Raw genomic sequence first — 25,441 nt, forward strand, 5'->3', positions numbered from 1 at the left:
GGCGCGCTCGGTGGGGTCGTCTGGTGGAGTCCTCAGAGCACCGCGTCGACCTGCTCATAGTCACGCGGGACAACCACCATGGGCACCGGCAGTGCCCGCAGCACTTTGTTGGCCGTGCTGCCGAGGAATATGCGGTTCCTCTCCGCGAGGCGCGAGGAACCCACGATGAGGATCTCGCCGTCGTGCCATTCCAGGCCGTCGATGGCTTCCTCGATGGTGCGGCCATGTGCTACGGCCACGCTGACCTCATGGCCCGCGGGCACTTTCCCGGAGGCCGCGGTCAGGACGGTGTTCGCGTGGATGTGGGCGGCGTTGATTGCCTCCCCGGCGTCCCCCGCGGCATCCAGTTCGACGAGCGACACCAGGCGCAGTGGCACCCCACGCCTCTTGGCCGCGTTAATCGCCGTATCAATCGCGGCCTCGGCCCCGGCACGCTGGCCCACGGCAAGGGTCAGGCGCGTCATGGGGGCCGTCCGCTGGTACCCGCGCGGGGCGAGGGCGACGGGAACCGGCGAGGCATGCAGCAAAGCGTTGGCCACGGTGCCGACGGTGTACCGCTTGAACAGGCCGGTGCTGGCGGCACCCACCACGATCAGTCCGGCCTTTAACTCCACGGCCGCATCGATCAGCCCGCCCGCAAAAGAATCGGCCTCCCGCACATGAAACGTGGCGGGAAGGCCCTGCGGAATAAGGCCGAGGCCCTGCCGTTCGGCCGCCAGCACCTCCTGCTCCGCCGCGCTGACGTGGCCGCCCTCCGGGTTCAGCGCCACATAAGGGGCACCCTTCTTCACGACATAGACGAGGTCCAGGTGTGCGCCCTGGGCCAGGGCCAGCGACGTGGCGAGCGCGACGGCGTCCGCGCCGCGCTCGGTGGGCGTGTAACCGACGACGTAGCGCATGCAAAACCCCTCTACGGGTGAGGCAGACGGCGGCGCCGTTTCCCCGGCGCTTCCCGGCCTGCGGTGTGACGTTCACTGGTGAAGACGACTTTACCCCCGCGATACGGGGACGGGCCGGGTATCCGAAGGTACCCGGCCCGCCGTCGTCGTGCACGCCGTTGCAAACTCCCGCGCGAACGGGCAGATAATGCCCTCAAAAGACGCGAAACGGGGCATTATCTGCCAATTCGCGCCCGAGGGGAGGGGGTGGATTACGCGTTGGCCTTGATGGCGGCGGAGAGCACTTCGAGGCCGTCCAGCAGCAGCTCGTCGCTGATGACCAGCGGCGGCAGCAGCCGGATGACGTTGCCGTAGGTGCCGCAGGTCAGGATGATGACGCCTTCCTTGAGGCAGGCAGCCGCCACGGCCTTGGTGAGCTCGGGGTTGGGCTCCTTGGACCCGGCCTGGACCAGTTCGATGGCCAGCATGGCACCCCGGCCGCGGATGTCGCCGATCACGGAACGCTCGGACAGCTCAGCTACCAGTTCGCGGAGGCGGCCCACCGCGAGTTCCTCAATGTGCTTGGCGCGGCCGTTGAGGTTGTGCTCCTCCATGGAGCCGATGGACGCAATCGCCGCGGCGCAGGCCACGGGGTTGCCGCCGTAGGTGCCGCCCAGGCCGCCCGGGTGGACAGCGTCGAGCAGGTCGGCGCGGCCGGTGATCGCGGACAGCGGCATGCCGCCGGCGATGCCCTTGGCCATCGTGATGATGTCCGGGACAACGCCCTCGTGGTTCACGGCGAACCATTCGCCGGTGCGGCAGAAGCCGGACTGGACCTCGTCCGCGATGAAGACGATGCCCTTTTCCTTCGCCCACGCGGACAGCGCCGGGAGGAAGCCGTCGGCCGGGACGATGAAGCCGCCTTCGCCCTGGATCGGCTCGATGATGATCGCGGCCACGGACTCGCCGCCGATCTGCTTTTCGATCATGGTGATGGCGCGCTTGGCAGCCTCGGCCCCCGTGATTGCGGGGTTTTCCTCGCGGAACGGGTAGCTCATGGGCATGCGGTAGACCTCGGGCGCGAACGGACCGAAGTTGGTCTTGTACGGCATGGCCTTGGCGGTCAGCGCCATGGTCAGGTTGGTGCGGCCGTGGTAGGCGTGGTCAAAGGCGACGACGGCGTCACGTCCGGTGGCGAGGCGGGCCACCTTGACGGCGTTTTCCACGGCTTCGGCGCCGGAGTTAAAGAGGACGGTGCGCTTCTCGTGGCTGCCCGGCGTGAGGCGGTTCAGCTGTTCGGCGACGGCGACGTAGCCTTCGTAGGGCGTGACCATGAAGCAGGTGTGGGTGAAGTGCTCCACGGCTTCCTTCACGGCTCCGACGACGGCGGGATCGGACGCGCCGACGCTGGTCACCGCGATTCCCGAGCCGAGGTCGATGAAGGAGTTGCCGTCGACGTCGTGGATGATGCCGCCGTCGGCGTCTGCAACGTAGACGGGAACGCCGGAGGCGACGCCCGCGGCGACGACAGCCTTGCGGCGCTCGGCCAGCGCGAGGGACTTAGGGCCCGGGAAGTCGGCCTGGACGCGGCGCTTCTGCTCGAGGCGGTAGGTGATTTCGTTGGCGGTGGTGGTCATGAAGTGAGCCTTTCTTCGCGTCAAGGGTTAAGCATCAAGGGCGGACATGACGTGCTTGATGCGCGTGTAGTCCTCGACGCCGTACACGGAGAGGTCCTTGCCGTAGCCGGACTGTTTGAATCCGCCGTGGGGCATTTCGGCGGTGAGCAGGATGTGGGTGTTGATCCAGACCGCACCGAAGTCAAGATCGCGGCTGAGCCGCATGGCGGTGCCGTGGTCGGAGGTCCAGACGCTGGACGCCAGGGCGTAGTCGACGTCGTTGGCCATCTCCACCGCTTCCTGTTCCGTGCTGAACTTCTGCACGGTGATGACCGGGCCGAAGGTTTCCTTCTGCACGATGTCATCGGTCTGCTTGGCCCCGGTAACGATCGTCGGCTCGAAGAAGTAACCCTTGTCCCCGGCGCGGTGGCCGCCGGTTTCGATGCGGCAGTTGGCTGGCAGGTGCTCAACGACGGAAGACACGGCGTTGAAGTGGTTGACGTTGTTCAGCGGACCAAAATAGTTGTCCTCGTCGTTCTGGGAGCCGGTGTGCAGCGTCTTGGTGTGTTCCACCATGGCAGCGACCAGGTCGTCGTGAACGGAGTCCTGGGCCAGCACTCGAGTGATGGCGGTGCAGTCCTGGCCGGCGTTGAAGAACGCGAATTCGGCGATCGCGGCGGCGCTCTTCTTGATGTCAGCGTCCTTGAAAACGATGGCCGGAGCCTTGCCGCCGAGCTCCAGGTGGGCGCGCTTGAGGCCCTTGGCTGCACCGGAGGCGACGGCGATGCCGGCGCGGACGGAGCCGGTGATGGAAACGAGGCCGGGGACCTTGTGCTCCACCATCATGGCGCCGGTTTCGCCGGTGCCCAGGATGACGTTGAGGACGCCTGCCGGGAAGATGTCCTTGGCCAGCTTCGCCAGCACCAGGGTGGACTCCGGCGTGGTGTCCGAGGGCTTGAGCACCACGGTGTTGCCGGCGGCGAGCGCGGGGCCGATCTTCCAGATGGCCATCAGGAACGGGTAGTTCCACGGCGCCACCTGGGCCACGACGCCGATGGGCTCGCGGCGGACGAAGGACGTGTGGCCCTCGAAGTATTCGCCGGCTGACTTGCCTTCGAGGATGCGGGCAGCACCGGCGAAGAAGCGCAGCTGGTCAGCGCCGGCGGCCACTTCCTCCGAGGCGATCAGCGAGCGCACCTGCCCGGTGTTGCGGTGCTGTGCCTCCACGAGTTCATCGCTGTTCGCCTCGACAGCGTCCGCGAGCTTGAGGAGCATGAGCTGGCGCTGGCCCGGCGTGGTGTGCTTCCAGGTCTTGAAGGCGTCCTTGGCGGCCGCCATGGCGGCGTCGACGTCTGCCGCGTCAGAGATGGGCGACTTGGCCACGACGTCACCGGTCACGGGATTCACGATGTCAAGAAGTCCGGTGCCGGCGGGTGCAACGAACTCGCCGTTGATGAAGTTCTGCAAGGTTTGAACCACGGTGTACAACCTCTTTCGTCCTGAATGGTGTGATGAAGCTGCTTTGAGCCTATGCCAGCCCGTCTGCCCGGGGAATAGCCACCTGCACACCCTTGCGCCGGGGTTTTAGTGCGATCGGCCAGCCACCGGCTACCCTTGATTCCATGGCAATATCCCTCGCGGCCCTCCTCGCCGTGCAGTCTCTGGGACTTAAGAAATCCGGCCTCGCGGAGACCACCTCGCATCAGGACATTCGCTGGGTCGCGGTCACGGAACTCGAGGACCCGCAGCGCTTCCTCAACGGCGGCGAACTGGTGTTGACCACGGGATTGCGGATGCGCACCGCTCCGGAACAGCGCCGCTTTGTCCGCCAGGTCCAGCGCGCCGGCGCTGTGGGGATTGGTTTCGGCGTGGGGCTCACGCACGACGCCGTTCCGCCGGCTTTGGTTGCAGAGGCAAACCGCTGGGGGCTGCCGGTGGTGGAAGTACCGTATGGCACGCCGTTCATTGCGATCAGCAAGCTCGTGGCGGATGCGCAGTCCGCGGACCACTATTCCAAGCTGGAACGCCTCATTGCCGGCCACCAGATCCTGGCGCGCGCGCTGCTCACGGGCGGCGGGCTGGCCGAACTGCTCAAGCACCTCGGCGGCATGCTGCGCACGGATGTCGTCCTGACCCAGTTCACGGCCGAGCTGTACAACAGCGGTTCCGTACCGCCGGAGGCCAACTCCTGGTCCTCGTACCCGATCCCCACCGGCCGCCGCGACGCCTGCACGCTGTGGGTGAAACAGCCATTCGAGGACTCCGGCATCATCGGGTACGCGCAGAACCTCATCAGCGTGGAGCTCAACAACATGGTCAAGCAGCGCCAGGCCGAGCGCGCGCTGTGCGGACAGGTCCTGGAGGACGTGATCCACGGAACCCTGGAACCCAGCGAAGCCACGCGCCGTCTGGCGGGCACCGGTATCAACAGCACCCGCAAGAACGTCGTGCTCCTGGCCAGTTCCGAGGCGCACCACAAGCAGCTGGTAACCTCATCGCTGCCGCGGGCCCTCGAGAAGGCGGTGACCGCCGTCGTCGGCAAGGACCTGATCACCGTAATCGCCGACGACGGCCGCGGCGCCACGGCGCTGGCCCGGAGCCTGAGCGACCATCTCGCCGAGGCGGGAATCCATGCGACGATCGGTATCGGCGGCGCCTACACGAAGCCAAACGGCCTGCGCTGGAGCTACTTCGAGGCGCGCGACGCCGCGAGCCACGGACTGCCCGTCAACGAGCCGGAGCGGCTCAGCCTGACGTCGCTGCTGCTGGCGAGCGAGGACGTGCCCCTCGCGGACATGGCCCATGAGTCGCTGAATCCGCTGCGCACGTTCGACGCCGCCCACGGGGCTGAGCTGATGACCACGCTGGAAAGCTACCTGAACAACAACGGCTCGGTGGCCGCCGTCGCCGAAGCCCTGACCCTGCACCGGAACACGGTGCGCTACCGTCTGGCCCAGATCACCGAACTCACCGGCTACGACCCCTCCATCACCGCCGACCGCGTCCAGCTGTGGCTTGCCCTCGCGGTCTCGCGGCTCGGATCGCGGCACCAGGCGTAGTTCAGCGCGCGTGGACGAGACCACCGCTGGAGGCCGAAAACGGCTAGCTGACTCCGCGCTTCAGGAGCTTGCGTGCCTTCCGCCGGGACTTGCGGTACTTGGCTTCGGTGCGGGCGGTGATCCTGGCTTCCGTTTCCAGTAGGGAGCCGTAGGCAGCGGTCACCTGCTCCGGCAGCTCCGGACCGCGCGCCATTTTGTCCAGGAGCGTCCGTGCCACCACGCTGTCGTGGTACTCGCCCAGGATCTTCTGCTGCCGGCGGGCGGCCTTGGCCAGTTTGGTTGCCCGCTTCCCGTGGACCGGCACGGCCGACTCCGCGGCGTGCCGCAGGCGTTTGGCGTCCTTGCGCACCTGGTGCAGCGCGGTCTCATGCTCCGGGCCCTTCTTCTCGCGCAGCGCCGCCTTGTGCGAGCGGCGCAGCCGCCGGACCGTCTTCTTCACCCGTTTGCGGGTCACGGTTCCGGCGGGGGCGGCCGCAGCCGGGCTGACCGGAGGGTTGTCCCGGAAGTCCTCAAGGTCATCCAGCAGCCGGAAGTAGCGGTCTGCCATGAGCACTTCCTGCACCTTCCGGTAGCCCGCGTCGAACCGGTCGCCCAGTTCGCGGTCCAGCCTGTGGTTGACGGCGCGGGCCTGCTCCGGCGGCAGCTCGGCAACGTGGGTGCGCAGCCGCTCGCGCATCACTTCTGCATCACGCGGTGATCCGAGGATCCGGCCAAGCCACTGCAGTTCATCGCGGAGTCTCCGGACCGCGGCGGCTCCGAACAGCTTGCGGTACACCGCCAAGGCGGAGCGCATCCGCCGTGCGGCGGAGCGCATTTGGTGAACGGCGTCGGGGTCTTCCAGCCGCACCGCAGGATCGATCGCCAGCAGCGCCCCGATCTGCTGGGCAAGATAGGCGGTCACGACACTGGATCCCGGGGCCTTCTTACCGGCCGGCCGCTGTCCCCCGTTTCCGGGATCCGGCGCTGCTTCCCCGCTCGGCCAGGCCTCTCCCAGTACCCGCGCCAACTTGGACTCGTGGGCTGCCGGCTTCGCCCCCGCCGCATCGAAGGCGGCAGCGGCGGCAGGGAACAGCTCCGCGTCCCCGTGGACGAGTTCGAGCTCCCACTCGCGCCATTCCTTTTTCTGGCCCCCGCCGCCCAGACCCGCACCGCCCAAGGGTTCGGCTTCTACCCTGTCGTCTGCAAAGTCGGCCAGGTGCACGCCGTCGTGCCCGTAGAGGGCATGGGTGGTGCGCCTGGTCTTCAGCCGGGCGACGGGCGCCGGCTCGGCGCCGCGAAGGTAGACGTGCAGGTGCGCCAGCAGGTCCCCGGGGACGACGGCGGCCTGTCCCAGCGGCGCATGAATCTCCCGCCGCTGCCGGGCTACTTTCTCCGGAGCCGCGGCCGCGCCGGGTTCCGCCGGCAGCTTGAGGTGCCAGCCGGCGTCGGCTCCCCCGGTGCGGCGCCGGAGGGTGATCCGGCGCGAAGCCAGGGCGAGGTCGTCGGTGTCGAAATAAACCGCCTCGAGGTCGGCATCGTACGGCTCGCCCACGCGCTCCACTCCGGCTATATCCTGCAGTGCCGGCAGCGCGGCGCCGGGATCGACGTCGTATTTCTTCTCGGTTTCTACGCCCTCGGGAGTCATGGCACGTACGCCATCCTTTCGGTTCGGCGGCCCCAGTCGCCACCTGTTCCTGTGCCCGAGTCTATGCTTCCGGCCAGGGAGCCGCGAGAGCTTTGCCACAAAACCCTAGACATCAAACGTCTAACGTCTAACCTTAAGGAATGACCTCCGTTTCATCAGCTCCCGCCGCGACCGCTGCCCGCCCGCCCAAGGCCCACGGCGCCGTCGTGGCCAGCGTTATTGCGCTGGTGCTGATTGGACTGAACCTCCGGGCGGGCATCACCGGCGCGTCTGCGCTCCTCCACGATCTTCAGCTGGTGCTGGGCTACGGCCCGCTGGTGGCGTCAGTGATCCCGTCCATTCCCACGCTGTGTTTCGCGGTGGCGGGGGCGGCGACGTCGTGGCTCACAGGGCGGCTGGGCGTCGAGAAGTCCATCCTTCTGAGCCTCGCGATGCTGGCCGGCGGGCTGATGCTCCGCGGCATCCCCTCGACCGGCATGCTGCTGGCCGGAACGGTGCTGGGAATGTCCGGCCTGGCGGTCTGCAACGTGGCCATGCCGTCATTCATTCGCGAGCATTTCGCTCACCGCACGTCCCTCATGACCGGCCTCTACACCGTGACCATGACCACCGGGGCCACCGTCACCGCCGTGGCAGTGGTGCCCCTGGCCCAGCTGCTTGGCTCGCCGTCCGCGGGTGTGGGTGCGATCGGCATTCTCGCCGTGACCGCCTTCCTGGGGTTCCTTCCGGTGGCGCTGCATGCCCACCGCCACAGCGTCCGCGGGACGTCAGGGCCTGTGTCGCCGTGGCCGCTGCTGCGGACCCGCAAGGGGGCGCTGCTGACCGCAATCTTCACATTGCAGGCCCTGCTCGCCTACGCGCTGCTGAGCTGGTTCCCGTACATGCTCACCACCATGGGGCTCAGTGCCGCGGACAGCGGCCTGATGTTCGGGCTCATGCAGCTGGTTTCGGTTCCGGCCGGCATGGTGCTGATCGCCATCGGCTCCAGGCCACGCATGCTGCGCCCGGCCTTTTACCTGGTCAGTCTCACGATGCTCATCGGGATCGCCGCGCTCCTTGTCCTGCCGGTATCCCTCGCGGCCATCCCGGCTGTGCTGCTCGGATTTGGGCTTGGCATCTTTCCGCTGGTTATGGTGATGATCAGTCGCAGCGGCCAGGACACCGCCGAGACCACCGCGCTCTCGACTCTCGCGCAGTCCACCGGCTATCTCCTGGCCACCGTGGGTCCGTTCGGAATGGGCCTGCTGCACAGTGCTACCGGAGGCTGGACGCTGCCGCTGGCGTTGCTGCTGGCCATTGCCGTGGCGCAGATAGTTGTAGCCCACCACCTCACTGCCAAGAACACTGCCAAGACGAAAGGCTAGGACGCCATGACGCTAAGCACTTCGCACCGCCAGCCGCTGGCCGACGAAATAACCGCCAAACTCCGGGCAATGGTCCACTCGGGCGAGTGGCCGCTGCAGCAGCGGATCCCCTCCGAGACAGAGCTGATGGCCGGCCTGGGCGTGTCACGCGGAACGCTCCGCGAGGCGATTAAGGCCCTGGCCCACAGCGGCATGCTGGAGGTCCGCCGCGGCGACGGCACGTACGTCCGCGCCACGAGCGAGATTTCCGGCGCTGCCCGCCGCATGTACCAGGACCACACCGAGGAGCACATCCTCGAAGTTAGGGTCGGACTGGACACCCAGGCGGCCCGCCTCGCCGCCCGCAACGCAACGGCCGACGACGTCGCCGCCCTGCGAGCGCTGCTCGCCGAACGCGAAGCCTCCTGGAACACGGCGGACTACGCAGCCTGGGCACGTGCCGACTGGGGCTTCCACGTGCGCGTGGCACAGGCCTCCGCGAACCCGCTGCTGCACGAGTTGTACACCAGCTTCGGTGAAGTCTTCCATGACGACCTGCTGAAGCAGCACGGGCGCCCCGGATTCCAGGGAGTGCCGCGCGAGGGCCACGAAACACTCGTTGATGCGATCGAGGCCCACGATGTTGACGCGGCGGTGGCGAGCGTCAACCGCAACCTCAACTCCTGCGCCGAATGGCTAAGGGAGTAACGGCGGCTGTTACCCCTCATTCAGGCGAACCGATCGGAGGGGTGAAAGCCCGTTTCACAAGGTTTTTCCAAGGTTTTTCCAAGGTCCCGGTTCGATCCTCGATTTAGCGGTTTACCTCGCGGCAGCACCCGCCACCCATGAGCAACGGTCCTTTCAGGCAGTTGGAGGTAGACCATGACGTACAGTGCAGCCGCGGGCCGCAAGATCCCGCGGGAATCCCACAAATCGTCCCGCCGCCTGGTTGGAATTCTCTGCGTCACCGCCGTGGCGGCGTGGGCGCTGGCCGTGGCCGCGGGATTGTCCGTCACGGTCGAGGGACCGCCTCGCGTCCTGAGCCTCGCCGTCCACATCCTCGCCCTGGTCCTGGCGTTCGGTGCCATCCTGCTGGTGGACTGGCACGGTTTCCTGTGGCTGATCGGCAGGCGTGAACTTGCCGAGACGATCCGACTCGACGGCGCCGCCGGCCCCCTGATTTGGTCGGGCACCGCCATCCTCCTCTTCACCGGCGCTTTGCTGAGCCCCGACCTCAGCAATCCCTGGACGCTGGTGAAGCTGGCGGCCGTGCTGGTGCTGATGCTGAACGGCATCATGCTGATTCCGCTCATGCGCCGCCTCGTTGTCATGCCGCCCACGACGACCTTTGCAGCCCTGCCCCTGGGCCAACGCATCCACATGCTTCTGTGCCTGGGCATCTCACAAACGTGCTGGTGGGCGGCCATCGTGATCGGCTTCGTCAACGCGGAATTCTGACATTCCCGCGGGTTGCCGCTTCTTTTGCACTACGAGGCTTGCCCACCGGGTTGCCCGCAGCGTGTGCCCTCAACGATTGCCCAGCGGGTGCCGGTTTCACCGCCACCCTTTACATCAGTAGGCTTACTATCTGATTGGGGAGCCAGACGCTGTCCACTGCCCGCTGAGTACTAGGAGTTCCCATGGCCCGAGCAGCACAACTGTCCGAGCAAGAATTACCTCGCGACCATAATCACGCCGGCAATAACGCAGCCCGGCCGGCCAACAAGACCCCTGCCGCAACGAAGCAGCCCCGCGAACTGTGGACCGACAGCCTGGGCCGGATGGCCACCCGGTCCGCGCAAATCCTGCTGATCCTCACCGTCGCCTGCGTATCCGTGTATGCACTGCTGCAGGTCAGGCTGCTGGTCATCCCGACCATGATCGCGCTGATCCTCTCGGCCGCCATCGGCCCGTTCGTGAACATGCTCCGGCGCAGGGGCCTGCCCGGCGCCGCCGCAACGGGCATAGCGTTTGTGGCACTGCTGGCACTGCTGGCCGGCGTCACCACGGTGATTGTCCTGTCGGTCCGCAGCCAGTGGAACGATCTGGTGCAGCAAGCCGCTTCCGGCCTCGATGAACTGGAAAAGTTCCTCCTCACCGGACCATTCCCGCTGGACCGTGAACAGCTGAACCAGGCCAGGGAAGGCATTATTCAGTTCGCCACCAGCAGCCAGGTCCGGTCCGGAGCAATTTCCGGCCTGTCCGTGGTCACCGAGTTCCTTGCCGGCGCCACCCTCATGGTAGTGATCCTCTTCTTCTTCCTGAAGGACGGCGCGAAGATCTGGAACTTTTTCCTTAGGCCCTTCAGCGGCCAGCGGGAGGCCAAACTCCGCCGCGCTGGACGCCGCACCCTTGAGGTTCTCGGCGGCTACGTCCGCGGTACGGCCATCGTGGCGCTGGTGGATACAGTTGCAATCGGCGCCGCGCTGCTGATCCTGCAGGTGCCGCTGGCCATCCCGCTGGCCATCATTGTTTTCATGGGCGCCTTCGTCCCGCTGGTGGGGGCAACCGTGGCGGGCATCCTGGCCGCGCTCGTGGCCTTGGTAGCCAACGGGCCGGTTGTGGCACTGATCGTCGTTGCCGTCGTCATCGCCGTGAATCAGCTGGAGGGTGACCTGCTGCAGCCGATCGTCATGGGGAAATCCCTCCAGCTCCATGCCCTCGTCATCCTCATGGCCCTTACCGCCGGCACCATCCTGGCCGGCATCATCGGCGCCGTCCTCTCCGTTCCGCTCGCGGCCGTCATCTGGTCCGTGATCCAGGTCTGGACCGCCGAGGATCCCGACCTCGAACCGATGAACCCCAGCCTTCCGCCGGCGAACAGCCAACCGGTGTAGCGGTCCTCGGCCCTGTGCGCAGGACTACGGGGCGCACGACTCCGGTGCGCACGACGACGGCCGGGTCCCCTGATACGGGACCCGGCCGTCGACGTTTGCCTCCTCAGCCAGCCACTGCTTGGGGCTGACCGCCGGCGTCAGCGGTCGCGGAGACCCATGAACACATTCTTGGGCCGCTGCATCTCGCCGTGCTTTGCTCCGAGCACGATGACCCAGGCCGCAAATGCCGGGATAGCCCACTGCAGCGCCTTCAGCTGCTTCTGCGCGGCCTGCAGCTTCTCCGACGCGTCGGGTCGCGGCTCCGTGGCGCCTTCCGCACCCTCGTCCGCCAGTTTCTCGACCTTCTTGCCCAGAATCCCGGCATACAGTGTCACGGCGGCGCCCGCCAGGGTTGCGGCTGTTTTGTAGAGAGTGTCAGCACCCACGCCGTCCTGCTTGGCGATCCGCTCCCTGTTCTCCCAGGCGATGGCCAGGTCAGCCACGAGGTGGGTGGCGAAGGCCGCCGTCTGGATGGGCGCCCACTTCATCCACCCCAGGCTGGAGAGCCTGGTGCGTTCCGCGGGGTCCTTCGCTTCTGCGGCGGCTCCGTTCAGGCCGATGGCCCCCATCAGCGCACCGCCGAACCAGGCAGCCGCCGTCAGGTCGTGAATGGAGCGTGCCAGTAGATTTCCTGCCATGATGTGCTTCCTAACGTAGAGGTCGGATCGGGAACGATGGCTTCCGCGCCGCCGTCGGGGTTTGTCCGCCGGCAGCAGCCACACCAAAGTCATGGTGTGCATATGGTAAGCACACTTACTAATGTTACGGAAGCCCGTAACAGCGCAGCCCTTGAGCGTAAAATCGTCGCCATGGAAGCAACAGGAACCTTGTTCGGCTGGGCCTTTGGCGACTCCGCCCGCGAGGACGACCAGAGCTATGTGGACCAACTCCGGCGCGAAGCGCTGGAAAATGCCCGGCAGGCCGCCGCGTCCAGGGGCTTTGGCATCGAGCCCGGATCGGAAGGGTTCGCCTTACTCAGGGCCGGCGACACACTGGTGGAGCTCGACACGGCGCCCGACACGCTCGTGGTCCGCTGCACGGTGAAACTCACGGGCGAAGGAGCCGAGAGGGTCCACGCCGAAGGACCCATGAACGGCTGACGAAGCCATGACGGACAAGGTGAGCCCGATAGGCGAAGCGGCCGACGCCGCGGAGGCGGCGTCGAATATCAAGGCGCTGGACGTCGTCGCGCGGTCGGGGTTTGCCGTGATTGCGCTGCTCCACATCGTGGTCGGGGCCATCGCCATCGCGCTGGCACTGGGCGAGCCTGGCCAGGCCGAGGCCACCGGGGCAATCGAGCAGCTGGCTGCCAATCCATGGGGACCCGTCGTGATGTGGGCGGGCATGATCGCCTGCCTTGGCCTCGCACTCTGGCAGCTGAGTGAGGCGACGCTGCGTGCCCGCCATTTGCCGACGAAGGAGAGAATCGGCAAACACATTTCTTCGGGCTTTTTGGCCATCGCCTATGGCAGCGTCGGCCTGAGCTTCGGCGGCTTTGCGGTGGGCCTGCGCAGCGATTCGGGTGAGTCAACGAAGGACATCAGCGCCGCACTCCTGACCACGCCGTTCGGCACTGTGGTTCTGAGCGCGCTCGGCCTCACGATCGTGGGCGTCGGGGTCTACTTCATCGCGAAAGGCGTCCGGCGGGGGTTCAAGGAGGAACTCTTCCATTTCGAGGGCACGCGGAGGGGGAAGTTCATTGATTCCCTGGGCGTGACGGGCCACGTGGCCAAGGGAATCGCGCTGATCCTTGCCGGCCTGCTCTTCGTCATCGCCGCCGCCAAGCACAGCCCGGACGAATCCACCGGGCTGGACGGCAGCCTCAAAGCCCTGCTAGACCACCCCTATGGGCCCTATCTGCTGCTCGCGATCGGCGCCGGCTTTATTTGCTACGGCGTTTTCGCCCTGGTCAGGTCAAAGTTTGGCAGGATGTGACTCGCATGGCGGCGTGCGGGGCAGCCCGGTGGAAGCGGCGGGCGAATCGACCCGGGCGATAGCCGCAGCCCGCACGACGTGAAGCAACGAGGAGGGCTTATGACGCAGGAATCGCCTGAAGCCGCGGGGCGGGCAGGTGGGGTGCCCGGCAGCGGAGCCGGGCCGGCGGTTGAACTGGCGGGCCGGGCAACCGGGCTGGCAGGCCGGGGTTTCGCCACCGTCTTCAAGGCCATCAAGACCATCCGCCCCGTCCGGCCAATTCACCCGCGGGGCATCAGCCTCGTTGGCGAGCTGACCCGGCATGGCCTGCAGGGCGGGGCCGCCAGCAGGATACCCGGAGGCGGCATGCCCGGAGGCAGCGGCATGCCGGGAGGGCGGAGCGGCATCAGCTGGCTGGACGCACCCGGTACCGATCAGGTGCAGGCCCGGTTCTCCCGCTCGGTAGGGCTCCCGGACGCACTCCCCGACATCCTGGGGCTCGCCCTGCGCATTGGCGGCGCCACCGGCTCAGGCTCCAGCGCCTCCGGTTCCGACGCCACCGGCACGGCGGACGTCCTGTTCGCGTCCACCGGTTGGGGAGTTCCGGCGCGGTTCCTGTTGCTTCCCAGGCTGGATGTCGGCGCCGCCCGGTTCACCACGTTGATGCCGTACCGGGGAGCGGACGGGCCGGTGCTGCTGGGGCTGCGGACGCTTTCGCTGCCGCCGCGGGCCACCGGCCGGGCCGAAACCCGCGGCGACTTCCGGGCTGCCCTGGCCGAAGGTGACTGGGTGCTCGCCCTGTCCTACGCCACGCCCGCCGGCCCTTGGGTCCATGCCGGAACCCTGAGGCTGAGGTCCGATCCGGACCGGGATGACACCCCCGACCGCTTCGACCCGCTCCAACACCCCGTGCAGGGTGCCGGCACCTACGCCTGGGCGCGGCGCCTCCGGGAAAGTTCGTACCGCACGGCACGCGGCCCGGCGCCGGGCCTTCCTGGCGTGCAGAGTTTGACGGCCGGCGTGTTCAGGCCCCGGGTTCTCACACCCCGGCTTCTTACAACACGCCGGTCGGGTCGGCGGCGGGCCGACCCGAGTTCCATTCCGGAGCATCCGGCCCCGCACGAGAGGAAACCGATGGCCACGATAACCCAGGTCTACAACTCCCCCGCAGCAGACGTCTGGAAGGTGATCGCGGATGGCTGGCTCTACTCCGGCTGGGTTGTCGGGGCCTCGAGGATCCGCGCCGTGGACGCCAGGTGGCCCGAGCTCGGCTCACGGCTCTATCATTCCGTGGGCGCGTGGCCGCTGGTGATCGATGACAGCACCAGGGTCGCTGCCGTTGAGCCGGGCAAATCGCTGGAACTGACCGCCCGCGGCTGGCCCATGGGCGAGGCCAAGGTGGTGATCACGCTGGAGGACATGGGCACGCAGTGCCGGGTCACGATCGCCGAAGACGCCGTCCGCGGCCCCGGCCTGGCGGTTCCCAAAGTCCTGAGGGACGCGCTCATCTCCATCCGCAACCGCGAAACCCTGAAGCGGCTCGAACTCATGGCCGCAGGCGGCGCGGGCGACTAGCGGATTAAACACAGGCGGGGCCACTCCGCGCCCGGTGATCCAAACGGATCAGGCGTGGTGTGGCCCCGCACTGCGGCAGAAACTAGACGCTGGCGGCCACTCCGTCGCGGGAGATGGATACCATCTCCTCACGCGGCACGACCTTGATGCGCTCACGCTTGACCGCAACACCGTGAGAGCCGCCGGCTGCGGTGGCCTCGGCGCCCAGGGCGAGCTCGTGTGCGTCCAGGGCCAGCCAGCCTTCCCAGGTGGTGTACTCCACGCCGCGGCTTTCCAGCAGGTCGACGACGGCGCTGGGGGCGGGTGCCTCGGCAACCGGGAGGTTTTCGCGGTCTTCCAGCAGGTACGTCACGGTTTCGAGGGCGTCGCCCTTGGTGTGGCCGATGAGGCCGACGGGGCCGCGCTTGATCCAGCCGGTGGCGTAGATGCCCGGCACGTGCTCGCCGGACGCGTCCAGGACACGGCCGCCGGCGTTCGGGATGACGCCCTTCTTGTGGTCGAACTCGATCTCCGGCAGGGCCGAACCAAAGTAGCCGATCGCGCGGTACACGGCCTGCACCGGGTAGTCGATGTATTCGCCGGTGCCGCGGGCGTTGCCCGTGCCGTCCAGCTCGGTGCGTTCAAACTTGATGCCGCTGACGCGCCCGGGGTTCGCGGCGTCATCGTAAATCTCCACCGGGCTGTGCAGGAAGTGCAGGTGCAGGCGGCGGGAGGCTTTGAGCTCGGAGATGTCCTCGGGCTGCTCGGCGATCCAGTTGGTGAGCGTGCCCACCATGGTCTTGGTCTGGTTGTTGGTCTGGACCTGGCGGTCGGACTCTTCGTCGAACTCGAAGTCCTCCGGGTACAGGATGATGTCCACGTCCTTGGAGTGGGACAGCTCGCGCAGCTCAAGCGGGGTGAACTTCACCTGGGCCGGGCCGCGGCGGCCGAAGACGTGGACGTCCGTGACAGGCGATGCCTTCAGGCCGGCGTAGACGTTGTCCGGAATCTCGGAGACCAGGAGGTCGTCGGCGTGCTTGGACAGGACGCGGGCCACGTCCAGTGCCACGTTGCCGTTGCCGATCACGGCAATTTCCTTGGCATCCAGCGGCCATTCGCGGGGCACGTCCGGGTGGCCGTCGTACCAGGAGACGAAGTCGGCGCCGCCGTAGGAGCCCTCGAGTTCGATGCCCGGGATGTTCAGGTCCGCGTCCTTGATGGCGCCGGTGGCGAAGATGACGGCGTCGTAGTGCGTGCGGAGGTCCTCGATGGAGAGGTCCGTTCCGTAGTCCACGTTGCCGAAGAACCTGATGTCTCCGCGGTCCAGCACCTTGTGCAGCGCGTTGACGATGCCCTTGATGCGCGGGTGGTCCGGGGCAACGCCGTAGCGGATCAGGCCGTAGGGCGCCGGGTAGCGGTCAAAGAGGTCGATGCTCACGGTCAGCTCGCCGCTCTTGACGGCTTCGCTCTTGGTGAGGATGTCCGCGGCGTAGACGCCGGCCGGGCCGGAGCCGATGACGGCCACACGCAACGGGCGGGCAGCGGTTCCTACGGTGGTGCTGGTTGACACGGCTGTGTTCCTTTTCTTCGGTCCCGACTCGGGGCTAGGGGGTGAGAACGCGGTTGATGCTTGTGCGGGGCTTGTTGGGGCTGGTGGTGCTGTAGTCAGCGGTCTTGAAGTGCGACGGCGCGAACGGGCTCACGCGGACAACGTCACCAATGACGATCACGGCAGGATTCGCGACGCCGGTGGCCTCAGCTTGGTCGGCGATGGTTGCGAGTGTGCCAATCGTCACGCGCTGGTTCGGCAGGTAGCCGTTCTCCACAATACCAACGGGAGTGTCCTCGGGCAGGCCGGCTTTGCCGAGAGCGGAGGCAGATTCACGCAGCTGGCCGACGCCCATCAGGAGCACCACGGTGTGGTCGGGGCGGGCCGGAACCTCTGACAGTTCCTCGTGCCCGGTGACCACGCTGAAGCCCTTGGCCAGGCCGCGGTGTGTCACGGGGATGCCGGCGGCGGCGGGTACGGAGATGGCCGATGTCACGCCGGAGACCACTTCAACCTCGACGCCGTGCCGGCGGCAGAATTCTGCTTCCTCGCCGCCGCGGCCCAGGACATAGGGGTCGCCGCCCTTGAGGCGCACCACGCGGTGGCCTTTCAGGGCTTCGTCGACGAGTATCCGGTTGATCTCCGCCTGCGGAACGGGGTGGTGGCCAGGGGTCTTGCCCACCTCGATGACGCGGACGTCGGGGGCCAGTTCCTTGAGCAGCTCACGCGGGCCGAGGCGGTCTGCCACCACGACGTCGGCCTGGCCAAGGAGCCGGCGGCCGCGGACTGTGATGAGGCCGGTGTCGCCCGGGCCGCCTCCCACGAGGGCCACGGAACCCGTGCTGGCGCCGTCCTTCGAAATGCGGCGGCGGCGGAGCGGCAGGTCACCGGATTCGAGGGCGGTGGCGACGGCGTCGCGCAGGGCCATGGCACGGCGCGGGTCTCCGCCGGCGTTCACGGCGATCTTGACGTCGTCAACCACGGCTACGGCCGGCGTCCAAGCGGCGGACGCTTCATGGTCGGAGGCGTTGACGCACCAGATGCGCTGCGCTTCGGCGTCGGCCGATACCTGGGCGTCCACAGCGGAATCGCCGGTGGCTGTCTGAACGAACCAGACGCCGTCGACATCCTCGGAGCGGTAAGCGCGCGGCTCCCAGGTGAGCAGGCCGGCGTCGGCGAGTTCACGGAGCGGGGCGGAGGCATCAGGCGCCACGACGGTAACGCGGGCACCGGCGTCGAGCAGGCCCTTCGCGCGGCGCGTTGCTACTGGCCCGCCGCCCACCACGAGCACGGGGCGGCCGAGCAGGCGCAGTGCCGTCGGGTAGATGTCCTGAATTGCCATGAATCAACGGTAGGGCCGCGTCACATTCACCAACAACGGCAGCGGAAACACCAGTTCACGCAAGGTAACGCTGCGTCACATTGCGTTTTGGCCCTTGTGCCCCCTCGCAGTGGCTCCTTGGGCCGCCGTCGTTGGGCACTCTACACCGTGTGATGCACCGTGACTTGCCGCTCGCCTTGCCGTCCTGAAGGAAGGGTAAATAGCGCGACATTTTTCCCCATAACTGAAATCCGTGTCTGATCACTTAGGTTCAGGGACGGCGCCTGCATCAACTTCTCCTCAGTCTTCCCGCAGTATTCCCCGAGGATTTCTGCAGAATCGGTGAATTCGGCGGAATATGAGACATGATTTTTTTTGCTACAACAAGCTCTCCACGAATGATTCTCCGGATGTGGGCAAGTCGTGAACGCAAGGGCCGTAATGATCGACAATCGCAGGAGAAAACGGGGAAAGTGTCAGAGGATCAAAGGAATGATTGCCTTTTTCCTGGGCCCGGTCGCTCACATCTTGGGCATGATCGCCCTCTTCCTCAAGGATCGGAAGAAGGGAAGGGCAGTCATCACGTAGAAGGAATTCGGTATCACGAGCCTCTCTGTCACGGGGAGCTACTCCGACGTTTCCGCCGCCGTCACTGGAATCCTGAACGACGGCAAGAGCGCAGGTAAGAACGCGGGTAAAGGCACCTGTGCCCAGGCTTACTGCTCGGGAAGCACTTGGGGTAAATAGTCGCGATCCGCTCGCACAGGAAGTCGAGCCGATCTTCAGTCAGTCTCAACATGGGGGAAGGGGACTAGTTGTCTCTGCACGAAAACGTCCGTACGCGGACGCGCCCTGGTCGCATCACCAGGGCTACAGCCACAGCCGCCGGCATCGCTTTGCTTGCCGGACTTCTGATGGCTCCGGCAGCACAGGCGCTGCCGATGGAAACCAGCACCGTTGCCGAGGATCCAGCACCGGATCCTAGCGCTCAGCCCACCGAATCACAGCCAACCGAAGCTGCCCCGGTGGAAACGCTCCCGACCGAAGGGACGCCTTCGGAGACGGTGCCCACTGAATCGGCGCCTGCCGAGCCCACGCCGGCTGAGACGGCACCAGCCGCTCCTGAAAACCTCAGTCTTCCCGTCATTGACGGGGATCCTCTTGTAAACGGCACCTTGTCGTCCACGGGCGGGCAGTGGATCGGAGCCGGCTGGATCAAGTACAGCTGGATCATCGACGGCGTTCCCATCCAGACTGACGGTCATGCGATTGGCGAGGCTGATGTCCTGCAGATCCTTCCGGCGATGGCCGGAAAGAGCATTCAACTCACCGTGGTGGCTTCGCCGGACGCTCAGACTCCCGGAACCGAAGTTTCAGCCCTTCCGGTGACGGTGCGCCCGGCCGCCTTCACCGGCGTGGTCTGGAGCAACACGGTAACGGGCAGGCCTGCCGTCAGCCAGGAGCTTTCGGTGGGCGCTCCCCAAGGGGGCAACGTGAGCCAAGGCACCGTGACCTATCAGTGGTTCCGCGGAGCGACAGCCATCGCACTGGCCACAGCCCCGCGCTACACAGTTACAGCTGCGGACATTGGACAGAAGCTGTCGGCCAACGTGACCCTGTCCGCCCCCGGCTTCACCTCGGTGATTCTGACATCGGCACAGGTTACTGGCGTCATTGGCACGTTCAGTGCAGCGCCCGTGCCCACCATCAGCGGAACCGCCCGAGTCGGCCAGCTGCAGACGGCTAATGCAGGAACGTGGGCGCCCACCGGCGCAACCCTGTCCTATCAGTGGTATCGCGGCACGGCGGCCATCACGGGAGCGGTCGGTCGAACCTACGCCACCACCGCGGCGGACTATGGAAAGACGATCAAGGTAAGAGTCCGGGCAAGCAAAGCGGGGTTCACAAGCCTGGACCGCTACTCGGCGGCACGCATGATCTACTCCGGAACCATCGTGGCCACCAAGTCCCTGCTCGTGACCGGTGTTCACCGCTACGGTCAGACGCTGCGCATTTCCCAAGGGTGGACGCCCGGCGTTTCCCTCAAGTACCAGTGGTACCGCAATGGCGTGGCGATCAAGGGTGCCACCGGCTCGTCCCTCTATCTCAACACCGGCTACATCGGGTCACGGGTGAATGTGATGGTCACCGTGTCCAAGCCTGGTTATGCCACGCGTTCAGCCGCCACGAAGCTCGTCACCGTGGGCAAAGCCGTGTTCACCGCGACTTCGGCGCCGAGGATTACTGGCGGCCAGTGGCTGGGAGCAACGCTCACCGCCAACCCCGGTACCTACTCGCCGGCACCGACCGCGTACGGCTACCAGTGGTACCGCAATGGTGTGGCCATCACGGGCGCACGTTATAAGACCTACCGTATCGCTGCAGCAGACAACGGAAAGTCAATCGCGGTGCGGGTCTGGGTCAGCAGGGCTTATTACGATACGCGGGCCCTCGGCAGCCCCGCTCTGAAACTCCCCGTGTGGGCAGTGACCGTTCTCCGCGGCGACGGCACGTACAAGGTGGGAACCCACATCCAGCCTGGGCTGTACAAGGCGACCGGCACAGGGAGCGGGTGCTACTGGGAACGTCTTAGCGGCTTTTCAGGAGGCTTCGATGACATCAACGCAAACTACTTTGGTGCCGCACGGACCTATGTTCAAATCCTTCCTGGCGACGTCGGCTTCATGAGCAGCGGGTGCGGCTCTTGGACGACCGTTCCTTCCACAGGTGCCAAAGCCACCCGCATTACCGCTGACGGCACCTATCGAGTGGGGATCGACATCCTGCCAGGTACCTATTATGGCTACGGCACGGGAAGCTCCTGCTACTGGGCAACCCTCAGCGGCTTCAGTGGAACCTTCGACGACATCTACGACAACTACTACGGTTCGGCAAGAACCATAGTGACCATCCCTTCCTGGGCCAAGGGCATCGAAGTCGACGGCTGCGGAACCTTGACACGCGGCTGACAAACGGACAGCAGAAAGCCCGACGGCGATTGTCGCCGTCGGGCTTTCTGGTTTGGGTTGGAAGGAGGCGCTTAGCGGGTGCTGCCCGCCAGGAGGCCGCGGCGGCGGAGGAGGCGCTTTTCAATGGGGCCGAAGACGAGCAGCTCGATCAGGATGCCCACTGCGAGAATGAGCAGGATCGCGGACATCACGATGGTCATGTCGGCGAGGTCGCGGCCCTGGTTCAGCATGGAGCCAAGTCCGAAGCCGATGGTGCCGCCCACGGCGATGATTTCCGCAGCCATGAGTGAGCGCCAGGAGAACGCCCAGCCCTGCTTCAGGCCGCTCAGGTAGCCGGGAAGGGCCGCAGGGAGGATGATCTGCACGGCCATCTGCAGCCGGGAAGCGCCAAGGACTGTGCCGACGCTGCGGTACTGCGGCGGGATCTGGTCCACGCCGGAGATGAGGCCGTTGATGATCGACGGGATGGCGCCCATGAACACCACGAAGTACACCGTGGCGTCGGTGAGGCCGAACCAGATGATGGCCGCGGGGACCCAGGCCACGGACGGCAGGACCTGCAGCCCGGAGATCAGCGGGCCAAACGCGCGGCGCAGCGGGGCCACCTGGGCCAGCAGCAGGCCGATGGGCGTCGCGATGACAACGCTGATCAGGAAACCCAGAAGCCCGCGCTGCAGCGACGTCCACACAGCCTCCAGGAGCGACCCCTCAGCCCACAGCGCGCCGAACTGCTCGAGCACATCCATCGGGCCCGGCACCTGGTCGCGGCGCTTGAGGCCGAGCGAAACATAGAACTGCCAGATGATCACGAGCACCACGAGGGCGGCGATCGGCAGCAGGATACGGCTCCAGTCGATCCTGGCCTTGCGGACAGCGTCGGACTGCAGGGAGTCCAAGCCGGATTCGAGTTCGCGCAGGTCGGCGGAACCGGTGGAGGACCGCGTCAGGGCTGCATGGATTTTGGTGGACTCGCCGCTTTCCGAAGCCGGGGTCTCGGCGGGCTCGGCCAGCGGCGCCTCGGCGGGCTCGACCGGCAGGGCGGGGGCGGCATCCGGCGCAGAGTCAGACAGGAATTTACTTGGCATGGCGGCGGATCTCCTCTCGCAGCCGGGCGGTGATGACCCCGGTCAGCTGTCCGGCAAGACCGGCGTCGGTACGGTGTTCTTCGGTGACGTTCCATTCCTGGACGACGCGGCCGGGCCGGGAGGACAGCAGCAGCACACGCTGGCCGAGCCGGACGGCCTCGCGGACGTTGTGCGTCACGAACACGATGGTGCGCCCCGTTTCCTTCCAGATGCGCTCGAGTTCGTCATGGAGCAGGTCGCGGGTAATCGCGTCAAGGGCCGCGAACGGCTCGTCCATCAGCAGCAGCTGCCGGTCCTGCGCAAGCGAACGCGCCAGGGCCACGCGCTGGCGCATGCCGCCGGAAAGCTCATGCGGGCGCTTGTCCGCCGCCTCGGCCAGATGCACGAGGTCAAGCAGCTCGGCAGCCTTAGTGCGGCGGCTGGCCTTGCCCACACCGCGGAGCTTCAGGGCGAGCTCAACATTCTCCCTGGCCGTCAGCCAGGGGAAAAGAGCAGAGTCCTGGAACATGAAAGCGGCGCCGTCGCTGGGCACCTCAAGAGCGCCCGACGTCGGGACCTCCAGTCCCGCCATGATGTTCAGCAGGGTCGATTTGCCGCAGCCGGACGCACCGAGGAGGGCGACGAATTCGCCTCTGCCGATGGTGGCGTTGACGTCGTCCAGCACCGGGGCGCCGTCGCCGAAGCGCTTGCCCAGGTTTTCCAGTACGACTGGCATGGTCCCGTCCTTTGTTCGTGGTGCGTTGTGTGCTGCTTCAGCAGGGGCTAGTCCTGGCCAAGCCCTGCCGCGGAAGTCTTTGTCTGGGTCACTGTGTTGAGTGCACGGAGGTCGAAAATGCCGTTAAGGTCGGCCTGTTTCGTGGTTCCGGCGTCCACGCCGTCCTGCAGCAGCTTCTTATAGGTTCCGGCCAGCGGGTCCACTGTGAAGACGATGTTCTGCAGCGACCGGTCGATGACGTTCTGCTGGAGCGCCTTGCCGGAGTCCTTCTTGAGAGCGGCGTTTAGCTTGCTGGCCTTTTCCGCGGCCGGGGTGTCGTTAAGCCACTGCACGGCCTGGACGTGTCCCTTCAGCAGGGCTTCCACCGTCTGCGGGTGCTCCGCGGCGAACTTCTTGTTCACGATCAGGACGGTCGTGGGAAACTGGCCCGGCTTGCCGGTCTGGGACCCGTCCCACAGGTCCTTCTCATCGACCAGGACCTTGGCCCCGGCCTGGAGCACCAGGCGGGACGCCCACGGCTCCGGCACCCACGCGCCATCGAGCTTTCCGTCCTGGAACAGCTTCAGCGTCTGGGCGTTTTCGGTCGGGTTGATGGCGACGTCCCCGCCGCCGTCGGGAGTGGTCTTGAAGCCCTGCTTGGCGAGCCAGGCGCGCAGCGCCACATCCTGCGTGCCGCCCAGCTGCGGGGAAGCCAGGGTCTTGCCCTTCAGGTCGGCTGCAGACTTGATTTCCGGCTTCACCACAAGCTGCGCACCGCCCGAGGCAGCGCCCGCGATGATGCTGATCGACTCGCCCTTGCTCTTGACGAACGAGTTGATGGCCGGGTTCGGCCCGATGTACGTCGCGTCGATGGCCCCGGCATTCAATGCCTCCACCGCGGCGGGGCCGGCGTTGAAGACCTGCGTGGACAGCTTGGTGCTGCCCAGGCTCTTCGCAATGAAGCCTTCATTGACGCCCACCAGGGCAGGAGCATGCGTGATGTTGCCGAAATAGCCGAGCTTGAGCTCATCGGCGGGGCCAATGGGGGCTGTAGGTGCTGCAGACGCGTTGGTATCCCGCGACACTGCGGAGGCCACAACAGCCCCCACGATGATCAGCAGGACCAAGCCAAGGGCCAGGGCGATCTCCAGGGCACGTCTCCGCTTGGGCACCTGGCTGTCGCCGGCCTCAATGCGGGTCATGCCCGGCCTGGAACTAGTCATGGATTCACCATAGGGAGTGTCGTTAACCCGGTTCAATGAGTCGGAAACCCGGGGTCACGCGCGTTCATCTAACGTCACATTCGGACGGGCGCCAGCCTGCATTATCTCCCCCTGCAGCCGCCCAGGACCTTCGGTGGACCAGGCCTAAGTCAGGTACGTATCGGCTGCAGCGAGCGCGTCGTCAAGGATGGCCAGCCCCGCGGCGGCGTCGGAGTCGTTCCGGCCGCTGGCGTCGATGACGTAGCTCCCGGAACCGCCGACGAAGGTAGGCACGTCGCGCGGCCCCTGCACCGCCCAGGGGTGGAAGACCAGTTCATCGAGATTCATGACATCCTCCGTTGCTTCAGTGCCGGAATGTTCACGCCTGGTGCTTCACCTTGGCACCGCCCTGCAGCAGCGTCCAGAGCACTTCGACGGTCCAGGTTCAGTCCCCTTTAACGTTGATGATCTGCCGCAGTTTGTGGCGCACACGAACGAGGTCTGCGGCGTCGTGCATGACCTGGTCTATCGGCTTGTAGGCTGCAGGAATCTCGTCGATGAAGGCCTCCGTGGCGCGGAATTCGATCCCGTGCATGGCCTGCTTCAACTCCGTCAGGGAGAACGTCTTGCGCGCCGCATTCCGTGAATATTCCCGGCCCGCACCGTGCGGCGAGGAGTTCAGGGACACCGGGTTGCCGAGCCCCTCCACGACGTAGGAAGCTGTGCCCATGGATCCGGGAATCAGGCCCGGATCCCCCGCTTCGGCCTTGATGGCCCCCTTCCGCGACACCCAGACGGACTTTCCGTAATGGGTCTCCTGCTGCGTGAAGTTGTGGTGGCAGTTGATCCGCTCCTTCTCGTGGACCGGGCCGCCCACCCAGCGGCCAAACTCGGTGATCACGCGGTCCATCATTTCCTCGCGGTTCAGCAGGGCGAAGCGCTGGGCCCAGCGGAGCTCCTTGATGTAGTGCGTGAATTCGGCGGTGCCCTCGTCCAGGGAGGCCAGGTCCGGGTCGGGCAGGACAGTCCCCTTCGCTGCGGCCAGCCGGCGGGCCACATTGATGTGGTGCTGCGCGATCTTGTTGCCGATCCCCCTGGAGCCGGAGTGCAGGAACAGCCAGATGGCGTCCGTTTCATCCACGCAAACTTCGATGAAGTGGTTACCGGAACCAAGTGAGCCAAGTTGCAGCGCCCACTTCGGCACGTACTGGCCCGGGTCAAACCCCGCCTTGGCAGCCAGTTTCCTCAGCTCAGCGACGCGCGGTTCGGCTGTGCCGAGGACGGTCCGGTTGTTGTGGCCCGCCGACAGCGGAATGACGCGCTCAATGTCCTCGCGCAGCCGTTTCCTGTCCTTGGGCAGGTCTTTCAGCACGTACTGCGTCCTGACGGCGATCATTCCGCAGCCGATGTCCACGCCCACGGCGGCTGGAATGATAGCGCCCAGCGTCGGGATGACCGAGCCGACGGTGGCCCCCTTGCCGAGGTGCGCATCCGGCATCAGGGCCAGATGCGGGTAGATGAAGGGAAGCCGGGCGGTTGCCAGCGCCTGCTCGCGCGTCTTGTCATCCAGGATGGACGCCCAGTTGATGAGCCGGTTGTTGATGGTTTCCACGACTTCCTCTCCCGCTGGATGAGCTGGGCCCGGCTGGGGCCACGATCCGGCTGGACAGGGTGAAACTATTGCCCACGTGCCGGGCTGAGTCAAGGGATGCCGCCTGCCGCCCTTGACGGGGGCTGGAGCTCCTGCAGAAGCTCAA

At 66.3% G+C, this 25,441-nt stretch carries 21 protein-coding genes; 9 read left to right on the forward strand and 12 right to left on the reverse strand.

Annotated elements, in window-relative coordinates; all coding sequences use genetic code 11:
• Positions 1 to 32: 32 nt before the first annotated feature.
• From ACIP90_RS09735 to ACIP90_RS09745, 3 genes are all read right to left on the reverse strand, one after another.
• The gene (locus ACIP90_RS09735; protein ID WP_400578953.1) at positions 33 to 899 is read right to left on the reverse strand and encodes a universal stress protein; all 867 of its coding nucleotides are present in this window, start codon (positions 897 to 899) and stop codon (positions 33 to 35) included.
• A gap of 251 nt (positions 900 to 1,150) precedes the next feature.
• Complete coding sequence (gene gabT / locus ACIP90_RS09740; RefSeq protein WP_400578955.1) at positions 1,151 to 2,515, reverse strand: 4-aminobutyrate--2-oxoglutarate transaminase; 1,365 nt, start codon at positions 2,513 to 2,515, stop codon at positions 1,151 to 1,153.
• 27 nt (positions 2,516 to 2,542) lie between these two features.
• Entirely contained in the window at positions 2,543 to 3,973 is a 1,431-nt protein-coding gene (locus ACIP90_RS09745; RefSeq protein WP_400578958.1) for an aminobutyraldehyde dehydrogenase, read from the reverse strand.
• Positions 3,974 to 4,116: 143 nt separating this feature from the next.
• On the opposite strand from ACIP90_RS09745, the gene ACIP90_RS09750 reads away from it, so the two are divergent.
• Positions 4,117 to 5,553 carry a PucR family transcriptional regulator gene (locus tag ACIP90_RS09750; RefSeq protein WP_400578959.1) on the forward strand — a complete coding sequence of 479 codons (1,437 nt, stop codon included), beginning with the start codon at positions 4,117 to 4,119 and terminating at the stop codon, positions 5,551 to 5,553.
• A gap of 43 nt (positions 5,554 to 5,596) precedes the next feature.
• Here ACIP90_RS09750 and ACIP90_RS09755 read toward each other — a convergent pair whose 3' ends face one another.
• Complete coding sequence (locus ACIP90_RS09755; protein ID WP_400578961.1) at positions 5,597 to 7,177, reverse strand: CHAD domain-containing protein; 1,581 nt, start codon at positions 7,175 to 7,177, stop codon at positions 5,597 to 5,599.
• A 140-nt stretch (positions 7,178 to 7,317) separates the two neighbouring features.
• Here ACIP90_RS09755 and ACIP90_RS09760 point away from each other — a divergent pair, with 140 nt between their 5' ends.
• The 4 genes from ACIP90_RS09760 to ACIP90_RS09775 all read left to right on the forward strand — a co-directional run bounded on the left by ACIP90_RS09760 (position 7,318) and on the right by ACIP90_RS09775 (position 11,357).
• A complete protein-coding gene (locus ACIP90_RS09760; protein ID WP_400578962.1) occupies positions 7,318 to 8,541 on the forward strand; it encodes an MFS transporter in 1,224 nt (407 codons plus the stop codon).
• A 6-nt stretch (positions 8,542 to 8,547) separates the two neighbouring features.
• Positions 8,548 to 9,228, forward strand: a complete 681-nt coding sequence (locus ACIP90_RS09765) for a FadR/GntR family transcriptional regulator (RefSeq protein ID WP_400578964.1) — start codon at positions 8,548 to 8,550, stop codon at positions 9,226 to 9,228.
• 174 nt (positions 9,229 to 9,402) lie between these two features.
• Positions 9,403 to 9,978, forward strand: coding sequence for a hypothetical protein (locus ACIP90_RS09770; RefSeq protein ID WP_400578966.1), 576 nt, complete (start codon positions 9,403 to 9,405; stop codon positions 9,976 to 9,978).
• Positions 9,979 to 10,160: 182 nt separating this feature from the next.
• Positions 10,161 to 11,357: an AI-2E family transporter gene (locus tag ACIP90_RS09775; RefSeq protein ID WP_400578967.1), complete on the forward strand. Its 1,197-nt coding sequence runs from the start codon at positions 10,161 to 10,163 to the stop codon at positions 11,355 to 11,357.
• A gap of 137 nt (positions 11,358 to 11,494) precedes the next feature.
• Here ACIP90_RS09775 and ACIP90_RS09780 read toward each other — a convergent pair whose 3' ends face one another.
• A complete protein-coding gene (locus ACIP90_RS09780) occupies positions 11,495 to 12,034 on the reverse strand; it encodes a hypothetical protein (protein ID WP_400578969.1) in 540 nt (179 codons plus the stop codon).
• 171 nt (positions 12,035 to 12,205) lie between these two features.
• Between ACIP90_RS09780 and ACIP90_RS09785 the strand changes: the two genes are divergently transcribed.
• The 3 genes from ACIP90_RS09785 to ACIP90_RS09795 all read left to right on the forward strand — a co-directional run bounded on the left by ACIP90_RS09785 (position 12,206) and on the right by ACIP90_RS09795 (position 14,885).
• Positions 12,206 to 12,496: a hypothetical protein gene (locus ACIP90_RS09785; RefSeq protein ID WP_400578971.1), complete on the forward strand. Its 291-nt coding sequence runs from the start codon at positions 12,206 to 12,208 to the stop codon at positions 12,494 to 12,496.
• 7 nt (positions 12,497 to 12,503) lie between these two features.
• Positions 12,504 to 13,331: a DUF1206 domain-containing protein gene (locus ACIP90_RS09790; RefSeq protein WP_400578973.1), complete on the forward strand. Its 828-nt coding sequence runs from the start codon at positions 12,504 to 12,506 to the stop codon at positions 13,329 to 13,331.
• Positions 13,332 to 13,430: 99 nt separating this feature from the next.
• Positions 13,431 to 14,885: an SRPBCC domain-containing protein gene (locus ACIP90_RS09795; RefSeq protein WP_400578974.1), complete on the forward strand. Its 1,455-nt coding sequence runs from the start codon at positions 13,431 to 13,433 to the stop codon at positions 14,883 to 14,885.
• A gap of 82 nt (positions 14,886 to 14,967) precedes the next feature.
• Here ACIP90_RS09795 and ACIP90_RS09800 read toward each other — a convergent pair whose 3' ends face one another.
• Positions 14,968 to 16,434: an FAD-dependent oxidoreductase gene (locus tag ACIP90_RS09800; RefSeq protein ID WP_400578976.1), complete on the reverse strand. Its 1,467-nt coding sequence runs from the start codon at positions 16,432 to 16,434 to the stop codon at positions 14,968 to 14,970.
• A 34-nt stretch (positions 16,435 to 16,468) separates the two neighbouring features.
• A complete protein-coding gene (gene cobA / locus ACIP90_RS09805) occupies positions 16,469 to 17,755 on the reverse strand; it encodes a uroporphyrinogen-III C-methyltransferase (RefSeq protein WP_400578978.1) in 1,287 nt (428 codons plus the stop codon).
• 794 nt (positions 17,756 to 18,549) lie between these two features.
• Here cobA and ACIP90_RS09810 point away from each other — a divergent pair.
• Positions 18,550 to 20,703, forward strand: a complete 2,154-nt coding sequence (locus tag ACIP90_RS09810; RefSeq protein WP_400578980.1) for a hypothetical protein — start codon at positions 18,550 to 18,552, stop codon at positions 20,701 to 20,703.
• 71 nt (positions 20,704 to 20,774) lie between these two features.
• On the opposite strand, the gene ACIP90_RS09815 is transcribed toward ACIP90_RS09810, so the two are convergent.
• The 5 genes from ACIP90_RS09815 to ACIP90_RS09835 all read right to left on the reverse strand — a co-directional run bounded on the left by ACIP90_RS09815 (position 20,775) and on the right by ACIP90_RS09835 (position 25,296).
• Positions 20,775 to 21,788 carry an ABC transporter permease gene (locus ACIP90_RS09815; RefSeq protein WP_400578982.1) on the reverse strand — a complete coding sequence of 338 codons (1,014 nt, stop codon included), beginning with the start codon at positions 21,786 to 21,788 and terminating at the stop codon, positions 20,775 to 20,777.
• Entirely contained in the window at positions 21,778 to 22,503 is a 726-nt protein-coding gene (locus ACIP90_RS09820; RefSeq protein WP_400578984.1) for an ABC transporter ATP-binding protein, read from the reverse strand. Before ACIP90_RS09820 ends, ACIP90_RS09815 begins: the two co-directional genes overlap by 11 nt.
• A gap of 47 nt (positions 22,504 to 22,550) precedes the next feature.
• Positions 22,551 to 23,705, reverse strand: coding sequence for an ABC transporter substrate-binding protein (locus tag ACIP90_RS09825; protein ID WP_400578986.1), 1,155 nt, complete (start codon positions 23,703 to 23,705; stop codon positions 22,551 to 22,553).
• Between the two features lie 144 nt (positions 23,706 to 23,849).
• Complete coding sequence (locus ACIP90_RS09830; protein WP_400578989.1) at positions 23,850 to 24,032, reverse strand: hypothetical protein; 183 nt, start codon at positions 24,030 to 24,032, stop codon at positions 23,850 to 23,852.
• Between the two features lie 97 nt (positions 24,033 to 24,129).
• Entirely contained in the window at positions 24,130 to 25,296 is a 1,167-nt protein-coding gene (locus ACIP90_RS09835; protein WP_400578990.1) for an RtcB family protein, read from the reverse strand.
• Positions 25,297 to 25,441 lie beyond the last annotated feature (145 nt).

It is taken from the genome of Arthrobacter sp. NPDC093139 (assembly GCF_044754165.1).
Lineage (GTDB): Bacteria > Actinomycetota > Actinomycetes > Actinomycetales > Micrococcaceae > Arthrobacter.